The sequence below is a fragment of the Bradyrhizobium sp. MOS001 genome, from assembly GCF_004634465.1.
GTDB lineage: Bacteria > Pseudomonadota > Alphaproteobacteria > Rhizobiales > Xanthobacteraceae > Bradyrhizobium > Bradyrhizobium barranii.
The window spans coordinates 21,926-40,068 of the sequence record NZ_SPVJ01000058.1 but is presented as its reverse complement, the minus strand read 5'-3'; the positions used below and the strand labels follow the sequence as shown (position 1 = coordinate 40,068).

General features: G+C 64.4%; 19 protein-coding genes. 2 read left to right on the top strand and 17 right to left on the bottom strand.

The features are described from left to right. Positions 1-186: 186 nt before the first annotated feature. The 6 genes from CT676_RS38490 to CT676_RS38465 form a co-directional block, all read right to left on the bottom strand. Positions 187-405, bottom strand: coding sequence for a hypothetical protein (locus CT676_RS38490; RefSeq protein ID WP_028149073.1), 219 nt, complete (start codon positions 403-405; stop codon positions 187-189). Positions 406-612: 207 nt separating this feature from the next. Beyond that, complete coding sequence (locus tag CT676_RS38485) at positions 613-1,665, bottom strand: oligopeptide/dipeptide ABC transporter ATP-binding protein (RefSeq protein WP_135216795.1); 1,053 nt, start codon at positions 1,663-1,665, stop codon at positions 613-615. After that, the gene (locus tag CT676_RS38480) at positions 1,658-2,638 is read right to left on the bottom strand and encodes an ABC transporter ATP-binding protein (protein WP_135216794.1); all 981 of its coding nucleotides are present in this window, start codon (positions 2,636-2,638) and stop codon (positions 1,658-1,660) included. The genes CT676_RS38485 and CT676_RS38480 overlap by 8 nt, the downstream gene beginning before the upstream one ends. Then, positions 2,635-3,456, bottom strand: a complete 822-nt coding sequence (locus tag CT676_RS38475; RefSeq protein WP_135216793.1) for an ABC transporter permease — start codon at positions 3,454-3,456, stop codon at positions 2,635-2,637. Before CT676_RS38475 ends, CT676_RS38480 begins: the two co-directional genes overlap by 4 nt. Next, entirely contained in the window at positions 3,453-4,376 is a 924-nt protein-coding gene (locus tag CT676_RS38470) for an ABC transporter permease (protein ID WP_063982990.1), read from the bottom strand. The genes CT676_RS38475 and CT676_RS38470 overlap by 4 nt, the downstream gene beginning before the upstream one ends. Positions 4,377-4,436: 60 nt before the next feature. Continuing rightward, positions 4,437-6,026 carry an ABC transporter substrate-binding protein gene (locus tag CT676_RS38465; RefSeq protein WP_135216792.1) on the bottom strand — a complete coding sequence of 530 codons (1,590 nt, stop codon included), beginning with the start codon at positions 6,024-6,026 and terminating at the stop codon, positions 4,437-4,439. Positions 6,027-6,278: 252 nt separating this feature from the next. On the opposite strand from CT676_RS38465, the gene CT676_RS45665 reads away from it, so the two are divergent. Then, the gene (locus CT676_RS45665; protein WP_244623428.1) at positions 6,279-6,446 is read left to right on the top strand and encodes a hypothetical protein; all 168 of its coding nucleotides are present in this window, start codon (positions 6,279-6,281) and stop codon (positions 6,444-6,446) included. Positions 6,447-6,662: 216 nt separating this feature from the next. Beyond that, on the top strand, positions 6,663-7,154 hold the full coding sequence (locus CT676_RS45660) for a hypothetical protein (RefSeq protein ID WP_244623427.1): 492 nt from the start codon (positions 6,663-6,665) through the stop codon (positions 7,152-7,154). 13 nt (positions 7,155-7,167) lie between these two features. On the opposite strand, the gene mtnK is transcribed toward CT676_RS45660, so the two are convergent. The 11 genes from mtnK to CT676_RS38405 form a co-directional block, all read right to left on the bottom strand. Continuing rightward, the gene (gene mtnK, locus CT676_RS38455) at positions 7,168-8,454 is read right to left on the bottom strand and encodes an S-methyl-5-thioribose kinase (protein WP_135216791.1); all 1,287 of its coding nucleotides are present in this window, start codon (positions 8,452-8,454) and stop codon (positions 7,168-7,170) included. Positions 8,455-8,543: 89 nt separating this feature from the next. Continuing rightward, entirely contained in the window at positions 8,544-8,891 is a 348-nt protein-coding gene (locus CT676_RS38450) for a hypothetical protein (RefSeq protein ID WP_135216790.1), read from the bottom strand. 36 nt (positions 8,892-8,927) lie between these two features. Continuing rightward, the gene (locus CT676_RS38445; RefSeq protein WP_038943027.1) at positions 8,928-9,203 is read right to left on the bottom strand and encodes a DUF1467 family protein; all 276 of its coding nucleotides are present in this window, start codon (positions 9,201-9,203) and stop codon (positions 8,928-8,930) included. Positions 9,204-9,214: 11 nt separating this feature from the next. Then, positions 9,215-9,619 carry a methylmalonyl-CoA epimerase gene (gene mce / locus CT676_RS38440; RefSeq protein ID WP_028149063.1) on the bottom strand — a complete coding sequence of 135 codons (405 nt, stop codon included), beginning with the start codon at positions 9,617-9,619 and terminating at the stop codon, positions 9,215-9,217. Between the two features lie 41 nt (positions 9,620-9,660). Beyond that, on the bottom strand, positions 9,661-11,331 hold the full coding sequence (locus CT676_RS38435) for a ribonuclease J (protein ID WP_135216789.1): 1,671 nt from the start codon (positions 11,329-11,331) through the stop codon (positions 9,661-9,663). Further along, positions 11,331-12,137 carry a biotin--[acetyl-CoA-carboxylase] ligase gene (locus tag CT676_RS38430; RefSeq protein ID WP_135216788.1) on the bottom strand — a complete coding sequence of 269 codons (807 nt, stop codon included), beginning with the start codon at positions 12,135-12,137 and terminating at the stop codon, positions 11,331-11,333. Before CT676_RS38430 ends, CT676_RS38435 begins: the two co-directional genes overlap by 1 nt. Position 12,138: 1 nt before the next feature. Beyond that, the gene (gene nuoN, locus CT676_RS38425) at positions 12,139-13,575 is read right to left on the bottom strand and encodes an NADH-quinone oxidoreductase subunit NuoN (protein WP_063982984.1); all 1,437 of its coding nucleotides are present in this window, start codon (positions 13,573-13,575) and stop codon (positions 12,139-12,141) included. A 22-nt stretch (positions 13,576-13,597) separates the two neighbouring features. Continuing rightward, entirely contained in the window at positions 13,598-15,106 is a 1,509-nt protein-coding gene (locus CT676_RS38420) for an NADH-quinone oxidoreductase subunit M (RefSeq protein ID WP_135216787.1), read from the bottom strand. Further along, entirely contained in the window at positions 15,107-17,185 is a 2,079-nt protein-coding gene (gene nuoL / locus CT676_RS38415) for an NADH-quinone oxidoreductase subunit L (protein WP_135216786.1), read from the bottom strand. A gap of 8 nt (positions 17,186-17,193) precedes the next feature. Continuing rightward, complete coding sequence (nuoK, locus tag CT676_RS38410; protein WP_008547737.1) at positions 17,194-17,502, bottom strand: NADH-quinone oxidoreductase subunit NuoK; 309 nt, start codon at positions 17,500-17,502, stop codon at positions 17,194-17,196. Next, positions 17,499-18,137, bottom strand: a complete 639-nt coding sequence (locus tag CT676_RS38405) for an NADH-quinone oxidoreductase subunit J (RefSeq protein WP_028149057.1) — start codon at positions 18,135-18,137, stop codon at positions 17,499-17,501. The genes nuoK and CT676_RS38405 overlap by 4 nt, the downstream gene beginning before the upstream one ends. Between the last annotated feature and the right edge of the window lie 6 nt (positions 18,138-18,143).

The window sequence follows — 18,143 nt, the reverse complement described above, 5'->3', positions numbered from 1 at the left end:
ACGGCCCATCATGGATCGACCTCGTCGCGATTCGCGTCATCACAACGGAATCACGCTTGCCGGCTCGTCTCAACTGACTTTTGCAACAAAATCGGCCCTTAACGGACCTATGGACGCTGTCGTGGATTTGTCTGCTGCTGACCCAGCTGAGACATCGGCGCGGGGCCTCTGTCCCGCGTTTTGTGTTTAGGACCACGGCGGCTCTTCGCTCTTCCCGACCGCCTCGTGGTGGGTCGTGACACCCGCCGAACGCAAGCCGGTCAGCAATACGGTTCTCACAGAGGCCGGATCGAATCCAATATCCTTGGCGTTTGGTGGATGTGCTTCGCTGCCCTTCAACCGGAGCGCCAAGTGCAATTGCTCGCAAAGGTGCCGAACGACGAGATTGACCTGATCGTCAGTCATGATCTGCCTTTCCTGCTACATTTTGCTACCCAACCATGTAGCACACATGAAAATAGGGCGGTACGCGATTGGACCGCGCCAAGGATCAACCCCAGGCGATTGCCCATGGGCGGATCCCAAAAATCGTCCGCCTGTCAGGACAAACCGGACGTGGCTAGCGGGCCGCTGGAGCGACGCTTTTGACCGCGACGGACGCGCCTTCCATCCCTAGGGATGCCCGCCCTCGGTCGAAGCCAATTGCGTCTGCCCCGCAATCTCGTCAGCCCGCCAGCACCTCACCTCATGTCCATCGGCGCGCGTTTCCAGCACCGGACCGGGCTCGTGGCGACACACGGCCTCCGCGTACCGGCAACGCGGGCTGAAGGCGCATCCGTTCGGCGGATTGAGCGGATTGGGAAGGTCGCCCCCCGTCGTTGCTAGCGGCGCATGACGCAGCGGATCGGGGATGGCGGCGATCAGGGCCTGCGTGTAGGGGTGCGCCGGCCGTTCGAAGATTTCGCGCCAGTGGCCATTCTCGACGATCCGGCCGAGATACATGACGGCGACGCGGTCGCTCATGTGCTCGACGACGCCGAGGTCGTGGCTGATCATGATGTAGGAAAGACCGAGCGTGTCCTTCAATTCCAGCAGCAGGTTGATGATCTGGGCGCGGATCGAGACGTCGAGCGCCGATACCGGCTCGTCGCAGATGACGATCCTGGGATTGAGGATCAGGGCGCGCGCAATCCCGATGCGCTGGCGCTGGCCGCCGGAGAATTCATGCGGATAGCGGTCGGCCTGTTCCGGCCGCAGGCCGACATGCCGCAGCATCGTCGCAACGCGGTCCTCGATCTCGCTTTTTGCGGTCACACCATGCACACGCAGGGGATCTTCCAGCGTGCGGCGGACGGTCTGGCGTGGGTTGAGCGAGGCGTAGGGATCCTGAAAGACGATCTGCACGGTGCGGGCAAGCGACTTTCGGTCGCCGGATTGCCTGTTCGTCACCACCTGCCCGTCCAGCACGATGCGACCGCGCGTCGGCGTCAACAGACCCAGGATCGACAATGCGACCGTCGACTTGCCCGAGCCGGACTCGCCGACAAGGCCGAGGCATTCGCCTCGTCTCAGCCTGAGATCGACTCCGTCGACGGCACGGAGCACCCGCCGGCCGCGGCCGAGCCAGCCGCCCCCCATCGGAAAATGAACCGCGAGATCCTCGATGCTGAGAATGAGGTCGTCGTCCGGCCTCGCTTCCCCCTGCATGGCTTGCGGCTCATGCATGGTGGTAACACCGGACGAAACCGCCGGCCTCCAGCAAATCCGTCTGCGGCGCAACCGTGCGGCAGATCTCGGTGGCCTGCGTACAGCGCGGATTGAACCGGCAGCCATCCGGGAAATTCGTGATGGCTGGAACCACGCCCGCGATCTCCTTGAGCCTGGTGCGGCCAAGCGCGGCCCGACTGCCCAGCCGCGGCAGCGAGGCGACCAAGCCCTGCGTATAGGGATGCGAAGGCGCCCGGAAAATATCGGCGGAGCCGCGCTCCTCGACGATGCGGCCGGCATACATGACGGCGACACGGCGGCAGACATTGGCCACGAGGCCGAGATCGTGGCTGATCATCAGGATCGCCGTCCCCCTCTCGGCGCACAGATTGCGCATCAGCTCGATGATTTCGGCCTGCACGGTCACGTCGAGCGCGGTGGTCGGTTCGTCGGCGATCAGGAGGTCCGGACCGCATGCGAGGGCGATGGCGATCATGACGCGCTGACGCATGCCGCCGGACAGCTGGTGCGGGTAATCGTTGACGCGCCGCTCCGGTGCGGGGACGCGGACGCTCGCCAGCGCCTCGACCGCGAGCTGGTTGGCTTCCCGCCAGCTCTTGCCCTTGTGCAGCACGAACATCTCGGCGATCTGCCGCCCCACCGGCGAGACCGGGTTCAGCGCCGTCATCGGCTCCTGGAAGATCATGGCGATGCGATTGCCGCGCAGCTCACGCTGCCTGGCCGCGGAAAGGTGCTGGATCTCCCGTCCCTCAAACCGGATGACGCCGCCGCCGATGGACAACGGCTGCCGCAACAGGCCGATCAAGGCGAGCGCCGTGATGCTCTTGCCGCAGCCGGATTCGCCGACCAGCCCGAATGTCTCGCCGCGATCGATCCGGAATGAAATGCCCTCGGCCGCCGCAACGCGCCTTGCTCCGTCGTCGAGATCGATGCGCAAATCCTCGACTTCAATCAGCGGCGCGCCGGTCATGTCCGCCGGCTCCGCGACTGGGGATCGAGAATGTCACGCAGGCCGTCGCCGAGCAGGTTCAGGCCGAGCACCGTCAGGAAGATGGCAAGGCCCGGAAACACCGAGAGCCACGGCGCCGTCGTGATCTGGTCGCGGGCGTCCGACAACATGCTGCCCCAGCTCGGAAAGGGCGGGCGGACGCCGAGGCCGAGGAACGACAATGCGGCTTCCGACAGGACCGCGCTGCCCATGCCCAGCGTGCCGATGACGACGATGGGGCCGAGCATGTTCGGCAGCAGCTGCGTGATCATGATCCGCAGATCGCCGTAGCCGAGCACGGTTGCCGCCTGGACATAGCCCTGGCTCCGGAGCGACAGCGCCGACGCGCGGGCGATCCGGCACGTGAAGGACCAGTTGGTCAGGCCGAGCGCGATCAGCAGGCTCGTGAGGCCGGGGCCAAGCACCGCCATGATGGCGAGCGCGAAGATCAGCGAGGGGATCGCGAGCATCAGATTGGTCAGGCCGTTGACGAAATCGTCCCACCAGCCGCCCCAATAGCCCGCGCTCAAGCCGAGCGCGACGCCGATGACGCTGTTGATGAGCTGCGAGACGATGCCAACGGTCAGCGAGACGCGGGCGCCGTAGACGACGCGGGAATAGATGTCGCGGCCCTGGTCGTCGGTGCCGAACCACCAGGTCCAGCTCGGAGGCTCCTCCGCGTTCATGAGGTTAGCGTCGAGGACGGGATCGGTGTGCGCCAGCCAGGGCGCGAGCAGGCCGACCAGGATCGCAAGCGCGAACAGCGCGCCGCCGATGATGAGATTGGCGCGGAGCTTCATGCGTATCTGATCCTGGGATCGATCACGCCGTAGAGCACGTCGATCAGCAGATTGATCGCGAGAAAGGCCAGCACCACCACGAGAATGGAGCCTTGGACGGCGGGAATGTCACGCTGGAGCACGCTGTCGACCAGCAGCGAACCGATGCCCGGCCAGGAGAACAGTTTCTCGACCACGACCGCCTGCCCCATCAACCCGCCGAACTGAAGGCCGACGGTGGTGAGAATGATGACGAGCGCATTGCGCATCACATGCCACTTCACGACACGCGTCTCGCTCATGCCCTTCGAGCGCGCGGTGCGGACGAAATCAGCGGTCATGATCTCGAGGACCGCAGCGCGCGTCGTGCGGGCAAATAGCGCCATCGGCGAGACGCCAAGCGTCACGGCCGGCAGAAGCAGATATTTCAGCCCTCCATCGCCATAGCCGAAGCTCGGCAGCCAGCCGAGCTTCAACGCAAACAGATACATCAGCACCAATCCGAGCCAGAATTTGGCAATGGAAAGGCCCGACACCGCCAGCACCATGGCAAGCGTATCGACGATGCCCCCGGGTTTTAGCGCTGCGATGAAACCAAGGGGAACACCGATCAAAATCGCAAACGTCATGGCCGTGAAGATGAGCTGCAGCGTCGGCCAGGCCCGTTTGGCGATCATGGTCGTGACAGGCTCGCGGGTCCGGAACGAGGTGCCGAAGTCACCGGTCGCGAGCTTGGCGATGTAGGCGCCGAAACGCCAATAGAGGGGATCGTCGAGGCCGAGCTGCTTCTTCATGCGCAGCTCGACCTGGGGATCGCTGTCGTCGCTCATGCTCGAGACAATGCTGCCGGGAACGACGCTGAACAGCACGAAGACCAGCAGCACGACAGCGAGCACGGTCGGAATGGTTTGCAGAAGACGGCGGAGCAGGAACGAGAGCATCCAGGCTTTTCCTCTCTCCCCCCACCGCTCGTCGCGATGGAGGGAGCGCGAGAGCGCGTGTCACTTCGCGGGCGAGGTCTCGCCGACCCAGAGGTCTTCGACGTTCTGATGGGTCAGCTCCGTCGCATTGAGCTGAACGCCCTTGAGCCACGGCTGCACCGCCATGACCGCCTTGTTGTAGTTGAAGAACCAGACCGGCGCTTCCTCATAGAGCAGCGCATTGGCCTTTTGCAGCAGCTCGGTGCGCTTTGCGGGATCGTCGGCCTGCCCTGCCGCATCGATCAGCTTGTCGAAGTCGGCATTCTTGTAGTTCATGTAGTTGCAGGCCGGCTGCGGCGTCGAGGAGTGGAAGCATTTGAGCGCGGCAAGGGGATCCGGGCCGGTCGCCTGGGAATAGATGAAGGCCTGGTAGTCGCCGCTGCGCACCACCTCGGCCAGCACCGCGGTTTCGACCTGCTTGACCTTCGCCTTGATGCCGACCTTGTCCAGCATCGGGATCACGGCCGAGACGATCGGCAGGCCCCAGCTTTCATTCTGGCTGGTGGTCCATTCGAACTCGAAGCCCTGCGGATAGCCGGCCTCCGCGAGCAGCTGCTTGGCCTTGGCGGGATCGTAGGGGTAAGGCTTCATCGCCTTGTCGTAGGCTGGAGATGTCAACGGCAGCCAGCTGGTGGCGCGATAGGCTTTGCCCTTGACCAGCTTGCTGATGATCAGGTCGGTATCGATCGCGTAGTTGATCGCCTGCCGGACGCGCTTGTCGGTGAACGGCTTGAACGAGGGATTCATGCCCATATAGCGCGTGAAGACCTCGGCGACTTCGACGATGGTGCCCTTGAGGTCGGCGTCCGACTGATAGGCGACATACTGGGCGGGCCCGAGCACCGAGGTGTCGATCTCCTTGTTGCGGAAGGCGACATCGCGCGCCGCGGCCTCACCCATGATCGACACGATGACCTTGTCGGCGTAGGGCTTGCCGGGCTTGTAGAACCGGTCCCACCGCTCCAGAACGATGCGCGATCCCGGCACGTGCTCGACGAATTTGAAGGGCCCGAGACCGATCGGCTTCTGGATAAAGCTCTCCTTGGCGGCCTCGTCGGCGGGATAGATCGAGGTCAGCGCGGTGAAGAAATAGAAGCCCGGATCGACTTTCTCGGTCAGCTTCATCTCGAGGGTGAAGTCGTCGATCTTCTTCAGGCCGGAGATCTCCTTGGCCTGGCCCTTCTCGACCGCGGCCGCGCCCTCGATCACACGAACAAAACGCGCGCCGGGATAGGCCTTGGTGCCGTCCATGATGCGGTTGTAGGACCAGATGACGTCGTCGGCGGTCATCTTGCGGCCGTTGTGGAAATAGGCGTCGTCGCGCAGCTTGAAGGTGTGAACGAGACCGCCGCCCGAGACCACGTCCTCCTTGGCGAGCTCCAGAACCGGCTTGCCCTCCGCGGAATTCCAGATGTAGAGCGACCGGTGCAGCGCCTTGGCGTAGATCTCGTCCTGGGCGCGCTGCGTGGTGTGAATATCGAGGCTCGTGAAACTCGAACCGTAGGGCGCCGTCATGCGGATGGTTCCGCCCTTGCGCGGCGCCTGGGCCTCCGCCGAGGTGGCGAGCGCCAGCCCCAAACCAGCGACGATCGCGATCATCCTGAACATCATGTGTCCCCCAACAACGCAGGTATTCCGATTAGGGATTTGATCATTCGTAGCCCGTCGAACGCAAGCTTCGTTTTGATGGCGACGGGTTCCGGAACGCGGCGCTCGCGAGACCCTCGGAGGCCAGGTTGCGTCCCAAGCGGTGCAAGCCGCCGATTGCGGTGCATCATGAGCGACCAAGAGCAGTGAACATTTTTCGTGATCAACGCGACCAAGCTCAGGATCGTTATCTGAGCCCCAGGGATCGCGGAAAAAATGAATCGCCGAACGCTAGGTATCTTGCTCGCGGGCGGACTGCTCGCCGCCACGGCCGTGCTGGCAAGCCCGGTCGCGGCCAGCCTCGGCAGGTACAGCGAGGCGGACAGCATCCGGTTCAGCTGGAGTCGCACCACCGGCGTGAACGACTATCTTGACGAAACGTGATGGGCGGTCCGGGGCCATGACACTCCGGATAATTTCGTCGAACGACTGCTGAGCATCCCCGTCAGAGCGGTCGCACGGGGCGCAGGTGCGGGCTTCGAAGCCAGGGTTTCCCAGGGCACCGGCCTGCCACTGCCCGAGAGCTGGAGCATCGCTACGGCGAAGAATTCGCCGTTCATCACGTCGGTCTACGCCGAGACCCCGCGCGATCTCGCGGCTGTGCTCGGCTTCTATCGCGCCGAGCTCGGCAAGCGTGGCTGGATCGAGACGGTGGTCGAACCGGACCGGGCCGTGATCACCTTCACGACGGCCCGTGGTCCGGTCCTGCTCCGGCTTTCCCGTCAGGACGACAGGACAATCGCCGAACTTTCGCTGCGCAAGCCGGGTATCGCGGATGCCGGCCTCCTGCCGAGGCCGAGGCAGGCAAAGCTGATGCTCGGCAACAAGTCGGACGAGGCGGCGGTCATCACCGTCGCCGACCAAACCGTCAAGCTGGCGGCGCACGCCGGCGAGAAACTGGCGCACTCCGACTCCGCCGCAGCCGAAATACCGGACAGCCAAAAGATCGATCTGCCGCCCGGCAAGTACAAGGTCACCCTCAAGGTCGAGGGCGGCACGGTCCAGATCCGGGAGTTCGAGGTCGCGGCCAACGAGACCTGGGGCCTGCTGGCCGGCACGGACGGCGTCCTGCTGCCGATGCGGCTTTATTGAAGCGCATCGGCCTCTAGCCGTTCGCAAACTCCGGCTGCCAATCGCGCAGTTTTCGCGCTGCGCCGGTGACGTCCGAGATGTTCGGAAATGCCCCCGCCTCCACCATCATCGCCCTCGCCAGCCGCACCGCGCGCGCCTCGCTGATCGCCCGCCTCCGCGGGTCCTCGATCAGCTCGAAGTCGATGTTGTGGGCCAGGCCGAAGATACGGCGGAGGGTTTTGGCGGCAGCGAAGCCGACGGTGTCAGTGAATAGCCGCTGCATGTAAGCCTGCCGCTCGGCTTCCAGGCATGCAGCGCCCTTCTCGCCGGCAAAGAGCGATGCCGGATAGGCATCGCCGGTGGCGCCAGCGCGCCAGAGATCGAGGAACTTGCGGGCGAACTCGTTCCAGACCTGCTCGACCGTCTCCAGTACCCAGCTTTCGAACGCCTGCCGCTCACCCGGCGTGCGCTCGTGGCCGGCGGAGGCGAAATAGGCCATCAGGAGGTTCGCAAGCACGGCGCCGACGTCGAATCCCATCGGGCCGTAGAACGCGAATTCGGGGTCGATCACCCGCGTTTGGCTCTCCGTCACCATGATCGAGCCGGTGTGGAGATCGCCGTGGAGCAGCGCCTCGGGACTTGCCATGAACTTCAGCTTCAGCCGGGAGATCGCGACATGCAGCTCCATGTCATCGCGCAGCCCTGCGGCCAGGCGGTCGAGATAAGGCGCAGTCCACCGGTTCTGCTCGGCAATGCGGTAGGGATCGGTGAAGATCAGGTCCTCGGTGATCTTGCAGAGCGCGTGGTTGCCGGCAAAGGCGGCGATGCCCTGCTTCTTCTCGGCCGCCGACAGCGCGAGGTCGGAGGTGAAGAACAGGGTGCGCGCCATGAAGGTGGTGATGTCGTCCACGAAACCGGGATATTGCGTTGCGGCGACCATCCCCTTGCGCATGATGGTGTGGGGCTCAAGCAGCTCCATTACCGTCAGCGCCAGCGTCTCGTTGTGGTGCAGCAGCGCCGGCACGAGACCGGGCGCGAGCTGGGCCTGCTTCGACAAGGCGAGATATTCGTAATGGGCCCGCGACAGCGGCAGCGGCCAGCTCTCGCCGACGAGGCGGACGTAGGGCAGCGCCTGCTTCACCGCGACGCCGCCGCGCGCGCCCTTGACGATGAAGACGAGATTGAGATTGCCGTCGCCGACCTCGGTGATGACCCAGGCGGCTGGCTCGCCGCCGATGAGTGCCTTCAGGTCGGATATGCCCGCGAGATGGTCCCGCAAGGCCGCCTCATGCAGAATCCGGTAGTCCCCCACTTCGGCCATGACGATCCCACCCCATGGTATTTGAGCATGATCTTATCGGAAAACCGCTTCGCACGTTTCCGGATCATGCTCTTGGCATGGCCGGATCGTTACTCCCGCTCAAGGAAGCTCGAGCCGATCTCGGCCTTTCTTTTGATGGGATCGTAATCACAATAGACGCTGTCCGCCACCAGCGTGTAGCTGGCGCTGACGGTGTATTTGTCCAGCTTGACCGAGTTCAGGCCGATCACCGAGGTGCTCTTGCCCCCGTTCCATCGAAACGGCGTCGAGCTCTTGGCCTGCTCGCAGGCCATCACGGCTTCGTTGAAGACAGAGCCCTCGACGAACGCCTTCAGCGTTCGGACCTGCACGGCCATCTTCCACTCGAAATAGCCGATGGCGCCAAGGCCGGCGACGATCAACACCAGAAGCGCGATGACGATCCGCTGAAAAGTCATTCGTTTCCCCCAAAACAATATTGCCGGCAAAAACGTCTAGAACGGCATTCCCATCAATTTGGACAAGCGCTCGATCGAAAGATAGCCGGCATGATAGGCCGCGATGCCGATCCCGTAGATGATCGCCGAGATGATCGTGGTCCAGATCAGCTTGCCTCTCATCCGCGTCAGGACCGGTGCGCCGGGGTCGGTGCCGGGCGCGCCGACGCCGTCCTCGTGCTGGCTGCGCACGCCGAACGGCAGCGTCAGAAACAGCGCGATCCACCAGATGACGAAGTAGATCGCAAGCGCGGTCGATATCTGGATGGCCATGATCCGGCGCCCTACGCCTGCTCGATTTCGACCAGCGCCCCGGAAAAATCCTTCGGGTGCAGGAACAGCACCGGCTTGCCGTGGGCGCCGATCTTCGGCACGCCGTCGCCGAGCACCCGCGCGCCCTCCTTCACCAGCGTGTCACGCGAGGCGATGATGTCGACGACCTCGTAGCAGATATGGTGGATGCCGCCGTCGGCATTGCGCTCGAGGAACTTCGCGATCGGCGAGGCCTCGCCGAGCGGCTCGATGAACTCGATCTTGGTATTGGGCAGCGTCGCGAACACGGTGGTGACGCCATGCTCGGGCAGCGCGACCGCCTCCGAGATCTGCGCCCCGAACGCCGCGCCATAGATCTTCGCGGACTTGACGGCGTCCTTGGTCGCGATCGCGACGTGGTTGAGGCGACCCAGCATGTTTCTTCTCCCTCAGCGCATGATCCGAAGACCATGCTCAACTACACCGTCAGGACGTGTACCAGACAGGGGGGCTTTTTGCCCCAATGTTCGTTGATGACGGCCCGGACAGCGCGTCGCACCGACTCAGCCAGCGCATCCGCATCGCGGCGGCGGGCCTTCGGCAGGCCCTCGATGGTGGAGACCACGGCATCGAAGACGAGGTCGTCGAAGGGCTCGCCGTCCCGGTTCTTCTCGGGAATGCCGACGAGATCGACCTCGGGATCGTCGGCAAGCTCGCCCTGCTCCGTCATCGCGACCGCGACGAAGGCGCAGCCGGAGAAAGCCATGCGGCGGCGCTCGACCACGGCGCGGGACTTGGAGTCCTCCAAGATCGTGCCGTCCTTGTAGATCCGGCCGGAGGGCACCTCGCCGATGATGCCGGGATCACCCGGGCCGAGCTTGATCAGGTCGCCGTTGCGAACGACCAGGACGCGCGGCACGCCGGCGGCGCGCGCGAGCTTGGCATGCTCGTTCAGGTGCAGCGCCTCGCCATGGACGGGGATCAGGAGCTGCGGCTTGGTCCAGGCGATCATGTCGCGCAATTCGTCGCGGCGGGGATGGCCGGAGACGTGGACCAGATGGTCGCGGTCGGTAAGGACCTCGACGCCCTGCAGCACCAGATTGTTGATGATCGAGCCGACGGCCTTCTCGTTGCCCGGGATGGTGCGCGAGGAGAAGATCACGCTGTCGCCGCGGTTGAGCGTGATCTCGGGATGGTCGTCATTGGCGATGCGCGCCAGTGCCGCGCGCGGCTCGCCCTGGCTGCCGGTGCACAGCGCCAGCACCTTGTCCTGCGGAAGATGGCCGTAGACCTCGGGCGAGCGGAAGTTCTGCACGCCGTCGAGATAACCGGTCTCGCGCGCGACCTGCACCACGCGCTCCATGGCGCGGCCGACCACGACGACCTCGCGATCGGCAGCCCTGGCCGCGGCAGCGACGGCCTTGATGCGCGCGACGTTGGAGGCGAAGGTCGTCACCGCGACGCGGCCCTTGGCGGCCTTGACCAGATCGATGATGGTTCGCGCGACCTCGGCTTCCGAGGGCGAGCGGCCGTCACGCACGGCGTTGGTGGAATCGCCGATCAGGGCGAGCACGCCCTCCTCGCCCAGTTCCCGTAGCCGCTTCTCGTCGGTCGGGCTGCCGAGCGTCGGGGTCGGGTCGATCTTCCAGTCGCCGGTGTGCAGCACCGTGCCGACGTCAGTGTGGATCGCCAGCGCGTGCGCTTCCGGGATCGAATGCGCGACGGGAATGAACTCGACGTTGAACGGCCCGATATCGACGCGGCCGCCCGACGGCACCACCGTCACCGGGATTTTCGGCGCGTTGCGCTCGGCGGCGCATTTGGCCTCGAACAGCGCCGCGCTGAACTGCGTGGCATAGATCGGGCATTTCAGCTTCGGCCAGAGGTCGATGATGGCGCCGAAATGGTCCTCATGGGCGTGGGTCAGCACGAGACCCATCAGGTTCTTGCGTTCCTTCTCCAGGAAGCTGATGTCGGGCATGATCAGGTCGATGCCCGGCAGATGCTCCTCGTCGCCGAAGGAGACGCCGAGATCGACCGCCAGCCAGGCGCGCTGCTGGCGGTTGCCGAGGCCGTAGATCGACAAATTCATGCCGATCTCGCCGACGCCGCCGAGCGGCGCAAATACCAGTTCGTCAGGCTTCGCCATCACGCAGCTCCCACGGAGGCGGCCGAGCCGAAGAACACCTCGCCGGCCGCCACCGGCAGGCGTCGGCCGTCAACGGTGCGGACGATCAGGCAGCCGGTGTCGTCGATGGTGTCGAAAATGCCTTCCAGCGTCATCGTTCCCGTGTTGATCGCGACCCGTTCGCCGAGGCCGCAGGCGCGCTCCAGCCAGAGTTTGCGGATCTCCGCAAAGCCGCGGCCATTGTCCCAGATGCCGAGGAACTCGACCCAGGCGTCCGACAGCGCCGAGAACAGCTCTTCCGCGCTGATCTGGACGCCGAGCGCGGCCAGTGACACGGCTGGCGTCGGCGTACCCTCCGGCGCCGCCACGACGTTGGTGCCGATGCCGACCACGACGGCGAGACGATCGCCGATGGCCTCGGCTTCGAGCCCAATGCCGACCAGCTTCTTGCCGCCCGCGAGGACGTCATTCGGCCATTTCAGGGCGTATCTGGGCCTGTCAGGACCAAGCCGGAGCGCGGCCTCGAGGCTGACCTTCTCCAGCGCCGCCTCTTCCGCAAGCCCCGCCGCAAACCCGATGGTGGCGGCAACCGCAGGCGCAATATCCAGCACCTCGAGGACGCTGGCGGCGAGATTGCCCTTTGGCGCGATCCAGGCGCGCTGGCGCCGGCCACGACCGGCGGTCTGGTCGGAGGTGACGAACCACATCGGGCCGCGTTCGCCGGCCCGCGCGTGCTCGATGGCGTCGGTGTTGGTCGAGCCGGTCCGTTCGAAAGCTGCGAGCTTGTAGCCCGCCGAGAGTGCGCGAGGACCGAGCGCGAACCCCATCCTAAAACAGCGACTTTGCCGCGGCGGAGGCGACGCTCACCACCGGGCCCGCGAACAGCGCGAAGAGGATGTTGAACAGGCCAAAGACAGCCAGCACAGTCTTCACCTCGACGCGCACCGGATCGACCTGACCGGCCGGCTCGTCGAAGTACATCGTCTTGACGATGGTCAGGTAGTAGTAGGCGCCCACGACGCTGGTCAACACGCCGATGACGGCGAGCGTGAACAGGTTCGCCTTGATGGCGGCGACGAAGACGTACCATTTGGCGAAGAAGCCGGCGAGCGGCGGGATTCCGGCGAGCGAAAACAGCAGCATCGCGAACATGAAGGCGAGCAGCGGATTGGTCCGCGACAGACCGGCGAAATCGCTGATCTTCTCGACGGCCTGGCCGTTGCGCTTCATCGCCAGAATGACCGAGAACGAGCCGAGCGTCATCGCCACATAGATCACGATGTACATCAAGACGCCCTGCGCGCCCTCGACGGTGCCGGAGGCGAGGCCGACCAGGGCAAAGCCCATGTGGCCGATCGAGGAATAAGCCATCAGGCGCTTGATGTTGGACTGGCCGATCGCGGCGAAAGAGCCGAGCGCCATCGAGGCGATCGCCACGAACACCAGGATCTGCTGCCACTGCGAGACGATGCCGGGGAACGCGGTCAGCGTGACGCGCGTGAAAACGGCGAGCGCGGCCACCTTCGGCGCCGAGGCGAAGAAGGCGGTGACCGGCGTCGGCGCGCCCTCGTAGACGTCAGGCGTCCACATGTGGAACGGCACGGCCGAGACCTTGAAGCAGAGGCCGGCGAGCAGGAAGACCAGGCCGAACACCAGGCCGATATTCGAGACCGTCGCGGCCGCCGCGATGCCGGTGAAGCTGACCGTGCCGGTGAAGCCGTAGACCAGCGAGGAACCGTAGAGCAGCATGCCCGAGGACAGCGCGCCGAGCACGAAGTACTTCAGGCCGGCTTCGGTCGACTTGGCGTTGTCGCGGTTCGAGGCCGCCACGACATAGAGCGCGAGCGACATCAGCTCGAGGCCGAGATAGAGCGAGATCAAGTCGCCGGCCGAGATCAGCACCATCATGCCGAGCGTCGAGAGCAGCACCAGGATCGCGTATTCGAAGATCCGGCGCGACGGGTCCGACAGGAACTCGGTCGACAGCACCAGCGTCACCGCCGAGCCGATCAGGGCCAGGATCTTCATGAAGCGGGCAAAATCGTCGACGATGAAGCTGCCGCCGAAGGTGACGTGCTTGCCCGCAGGCTGTGCGTAGACGAGCACGCCGACCACGACCAGCAGCAGGACCGAAAGCGTCGTGACGGTCTTGGTGGTCTCCTGCCCGCGATAGGCCCCCAGCATCAAGAGTGCCATGGCGCCGACCGCGAGCACAATCTCGGGCAGCACCGGCGCCAGTTGATAACCTGCAGTCTCAAAGCTCATGGCGATATCCTGACCTGCCCGATCACTGGAGCAGTGCGGCGGCCTTCACGGCCGTCACAGCGGTGTTGTAATTATTGACGAGTTGCTGGACCGAGACTGCCGACATGTCGAGCACCGGCTTCGGATAGACGCCGAACAGGATCGTCAGCGCGATCAGCGGGAACAGCGTCACGCACTCGCGGAAAGTGAGATCCTTCATGCTCGCCAGCGACGGCTTGACCAGCGCCCCGAACACGACCTTGCGGTACAGCCACAGCGCGTAGCAGGCCGACAGGATCACGCCGAAGGTCGCGAAGAACGCGGTCGGGATCGAGACCTTGAAGGTGCCGAGCAGCGTCATGAACTCGCCGACGAAGCCGGAGGTGCCGGGCAGACCGACATTGGCCATGGTGAAGATCATGAAGGTCAGCGCGTAGAGCGGCATCCGGTTGACGAGGCCGCCATAGGCCGCGATCTCGCGGGTGTGCATGCGGTCGTAGACGATGCCGACGCAGAGGAACAGCGCGCCGGAGACGATGCCGTGCGAGATCATCTGGAACACGCCGCCGGCGACGCCCTGCATGGTGCCGGCGAAGATGCCCATGGTGACGAAGCCCATATGCGCCACTGACGAGTACGCGATCAGCTTCTTCATGTCCTCCTGCATCAGCGCCACCAGCGAGGTGTAGATGATCGCAATCGCGGAGAGCGTGAAGATCAGCGGCGCGAAGTCGTGCGAGGCCAGGGGGAACATCGGCAGCGAGAAGCGCAGGAAGCCATAGCCGCCCATCTTCAGCAGGATCGCGGCCAGAACCACCGAGCCCGCGGTCGGCGCCTCGACGTGGGCGTCGGGGAGCCAGGTGTGCACCGGCCACATCGGCATCTTCACCGCGAACGACGCGAAGAAGGCGAGCCACGCCCAGGTCTGCAGGGATCGCGGCACGGCGGTGTGCATCAGGGTCGGGATGTCGGTGGTGCCGCCGTTCCAGTACAGCGCCATGATGGCGAGCAGCATCAGCACCGAGCCGAGCAGCGTGTAAAGGAAGAACTTGAACGACGCGTAGACCCGGCGCGGACCGCCCCAGACGCCGATGATCAGGAACATCGGGATCAGGCCGCCCTCGAAGAACAGGTAGAACAGCACGAGATCGAGCGCCGAGAAGGTGCCGATCATCAGCGTTTCCAGGATCAGGAACGCCATCATGTATTCGCGGACGCGGTTGGTGATCGCCTTCCAGCTCGCGATGATGCAGAACGGCATGATGGCGGTGGTCAGGATCACCAGCGGCAGCGAGATGCCGTCGACGCCCATGTGGTAGGTGATGCCGGTGGCGAGCCAGTTCGCCTTCTCGACGAACTGGAAGTCGGCGCTCGACGGATCGAAGCGCATCACCAGGATCACCGACACCGCGAAGGTGATCAGCGTGGTCCACAGCGCGATCCAGCGCGCATTGCGCCGAGCCGCCTCGTCATCGCCTCGGCTGAGATAGACGATCAGCGCGCCAACCAGCGGCAGGAACGTCGTGACCGAAAGGATTGGCCAGGTTGTCATTTACTGGCCTCCAAAGCCGAACATGAACCAGGTGATCAGGCCGGCGGCGCCGATCAGCATGGCGAACGCGTAGTGATAGAGATAGCCGGTCTGGATCTTCACCACGTTGCGGGTGACGTCCAGCACGCGGGCCGAGATACCGTCGGGACCGAGACCGTCGATGATGAAGCCATCGCCCTTCTTCCAGAGCTGATAGCCGATCCACTTCGCCGGACGGACGAAGATGACCTCGTAGAGCTCGTCGAAGTACCATTTGTTGAGCAGGAACTGGTACAGCATCGGCTGCGTGTTCGCGAGCTCGACCGGCAGATACGGCCGGCGGATGTAGAACAGATACGACACCAGGAAGCCCAGCACCATCATCACCGTCGGCAGGATGGCGATGGTCTCGGGGATGTGGTGCATCTCCTCGATGATGTGCGGGTTCATCTTCACGGACTCGCGGAAGAACTCCTCGACGCCGTGACCGGCGAACAGCTCCTTGAACGGGAAGCCCGCGACGATCGAGCCGACCGCGAGAACGCCGATCGGGATCAGTATCCAGAGCGGAGCCTCATGCGCGGCCTCGTAGTGATGCTCGTCATGGGGCTCGCCGTGGAAGGTCTTGAAGATCAGGCGCCAGGAGTAGAACGAGGTCAGGCCGGCGGCGACGACCGTCATCAGGAAGCCGTACATCGCGAACGGATTATGCGAGGCGTAGGCGGACTCGATGATGGCGTCCTTGGAGAAATAGCCCGCCGTGAGCGGGAAGCCCGTGAGCGCCAGCGTGCCGATCACCATCACCGCATAGGTGTAGGGGATCTTGCGCCAGAGGCCGCCCATGTTGCGGATGTCCTGCTCGTGGTGCATCGCGTAGATCACCGAGCCGGAACCCAAGAACAGCAGCGCCTTGAAGAAGGCGTGCGTGAACAGGTGGAACATGCCGACCGAATAGGCCCCTGCTCCCATCGCCACGAACATGTAGCCGAGCTGCGAACAGGTCGAGTACGCGACGATGCGCTTGATGTCGTTCTGGACGAGGCCGATGGTCGCGGCGAAGAACGCCGTGGTGGCGCCGAAGAACATCACGACGGCCTGCGCGTTCGGGGCGAGTTCGAACAGCGGCGACAGGCGCGCCACCATGAACACGCCGGCGGTGACCATGGTCGCCGCGTGGATCAGCGCGGAGACCGGGGTCGGGCCTTCCATCGCGTCCGGCAACCAGGTGTGCAGCAGGAACTGCGCCGACTTGCCCATCGCGCCCATGAACAGCAGGAGGCAGGTCAGGGTCAGCGCGTCGGCGTGCCAGCCGAGGAAGTCGATGGTCTTGCCGGTCAGGCTCGGAGCTGCATGGAAGATGGTCTCGAAATCGGTCGAGCTCGTCAGCATGAAGATCGCGAAAATGCCGAGCGCGAAGCCGAAATCGCCGACGCGGTTGACCACGAAGGCCTTGATCGCCGCCGCGTTCGCCGACGGCTTCTGGTACCAGAAGCCGATCAAGAGATAGCTCGCGAGACCCACGCCTTCCCAGCCGAAGAACAGCTGCACGAGGTTGTCGGCCGTCACCAGCATCAGCATGGCGAAGGTGAACAGCGAGAGATAGCCGAAGAAGCGCGGCCGATACGGATCCTCGTCCATGTAGCCGATGGAATAGAGGTGCACGAGCGAGGACACGGTCGTCACCACCACCAGCATCACGGCGGCGAGCGTGTCGACCCGCAGCGTCCAGTAGACCTGGAGGTCGCCAGACATGATCCAGGGCAACAGCGGAATGCGCATGTCGTGGTGCATGAAGCCGACATCGACCAGCGTCATCCAGGACAGCGCCGCCGAGACGAACAGCAGCGCGGTCGTGATCAGCTCGGCGCCCCGCGAGCCCGCGGCCGGCGGCTCGACCGGGCCATGGCCATGGTCATCGGGAGCGTGATCGTCGTGACCATGGTCGTCATGGGCCGCCGACGCATGCGCGTCGCCGTGGCCATGATCGCCGTGATGCTCGACCGCGTCGCCCGAGGGGTGGCGGGCATGCGCGCCGAACAGCGCGATCAGGCCAGCAAGGATGGCGCCCAGCAGAGGCAGAAAGACAATCGCCTGAACCATGACTGAGCTCAGCCCTTCATCAGATTGACGTCCTCAACCGCGATCGAGCCGCGGTTGCGGAAATAGACCACCAGGATGGCGAGACCGATCGCGGCTTCCGCAGCCGCAACCGTCAGCACCAGCAATGCGAAGACCTGGCCGACGATGTCGCCGAGGAAGGTCGAGAATGCGACGAGGTTGATGTTGACCGAGAGCAGGATCAGCTCGATCGACATCAGGATGACGATGATGTTCTTGCGGTTCAGGAAGATGCCGAGGATCCCGAGCGTGAACAGGATCGCGCCGACCGCCAGATAATGTCCGAGCCCGATCGTCATTTCACCCACTCCGCCGCGTCGCTGTCCTGGAGCCCCTGCCCCGACGCCACCTTGCGCATCGCCATCGCCATCTCGGGCGTGCGTGCATTCTGAACGTTGATGTCCTGCCGCTTCACGTTCGCCTTGTGGCGCAGCGTCAGCACGATGGCGCCGATCATGGCGACCAGCAGCACCATGCCCGCGAGCTGGAAGTAGTGGATGTACTTCGTATAGAGCACGAGCCCGAGCGCCTCGGTGTTGCTGACATTGGTCGGGATCGCCGCCGTGATCGTCTTGGAGACGCCGGGGTTGATGACCCAGAAGCCGACGGTGAGCAGCAGTTCGAACAGGAAGATGCCGCCGATCACGAGGCCCACCGGCAGGTACTCGATGAAGCCCTCGCGCAGCTCGAGGAAGTCGACGTCGAGCATCATGATCACGAACAGGAACAGCACCGCGACGGCGCCGACATAGACGACGATCAGGATCATCGCGAGGAATTCGGCGCCCATCAGCACGAACAGGCCGGAGGCGTTGACGAAGGCCAGGATCAGGTACAGCACGGAGTGCACGGGATTGCGCGAGACAATCACCATCACCGCCGAGGCGACACAAACGCCGGCGAAGAGATAGAAGAACAGCGCGGGAAGGATCATGCTCTC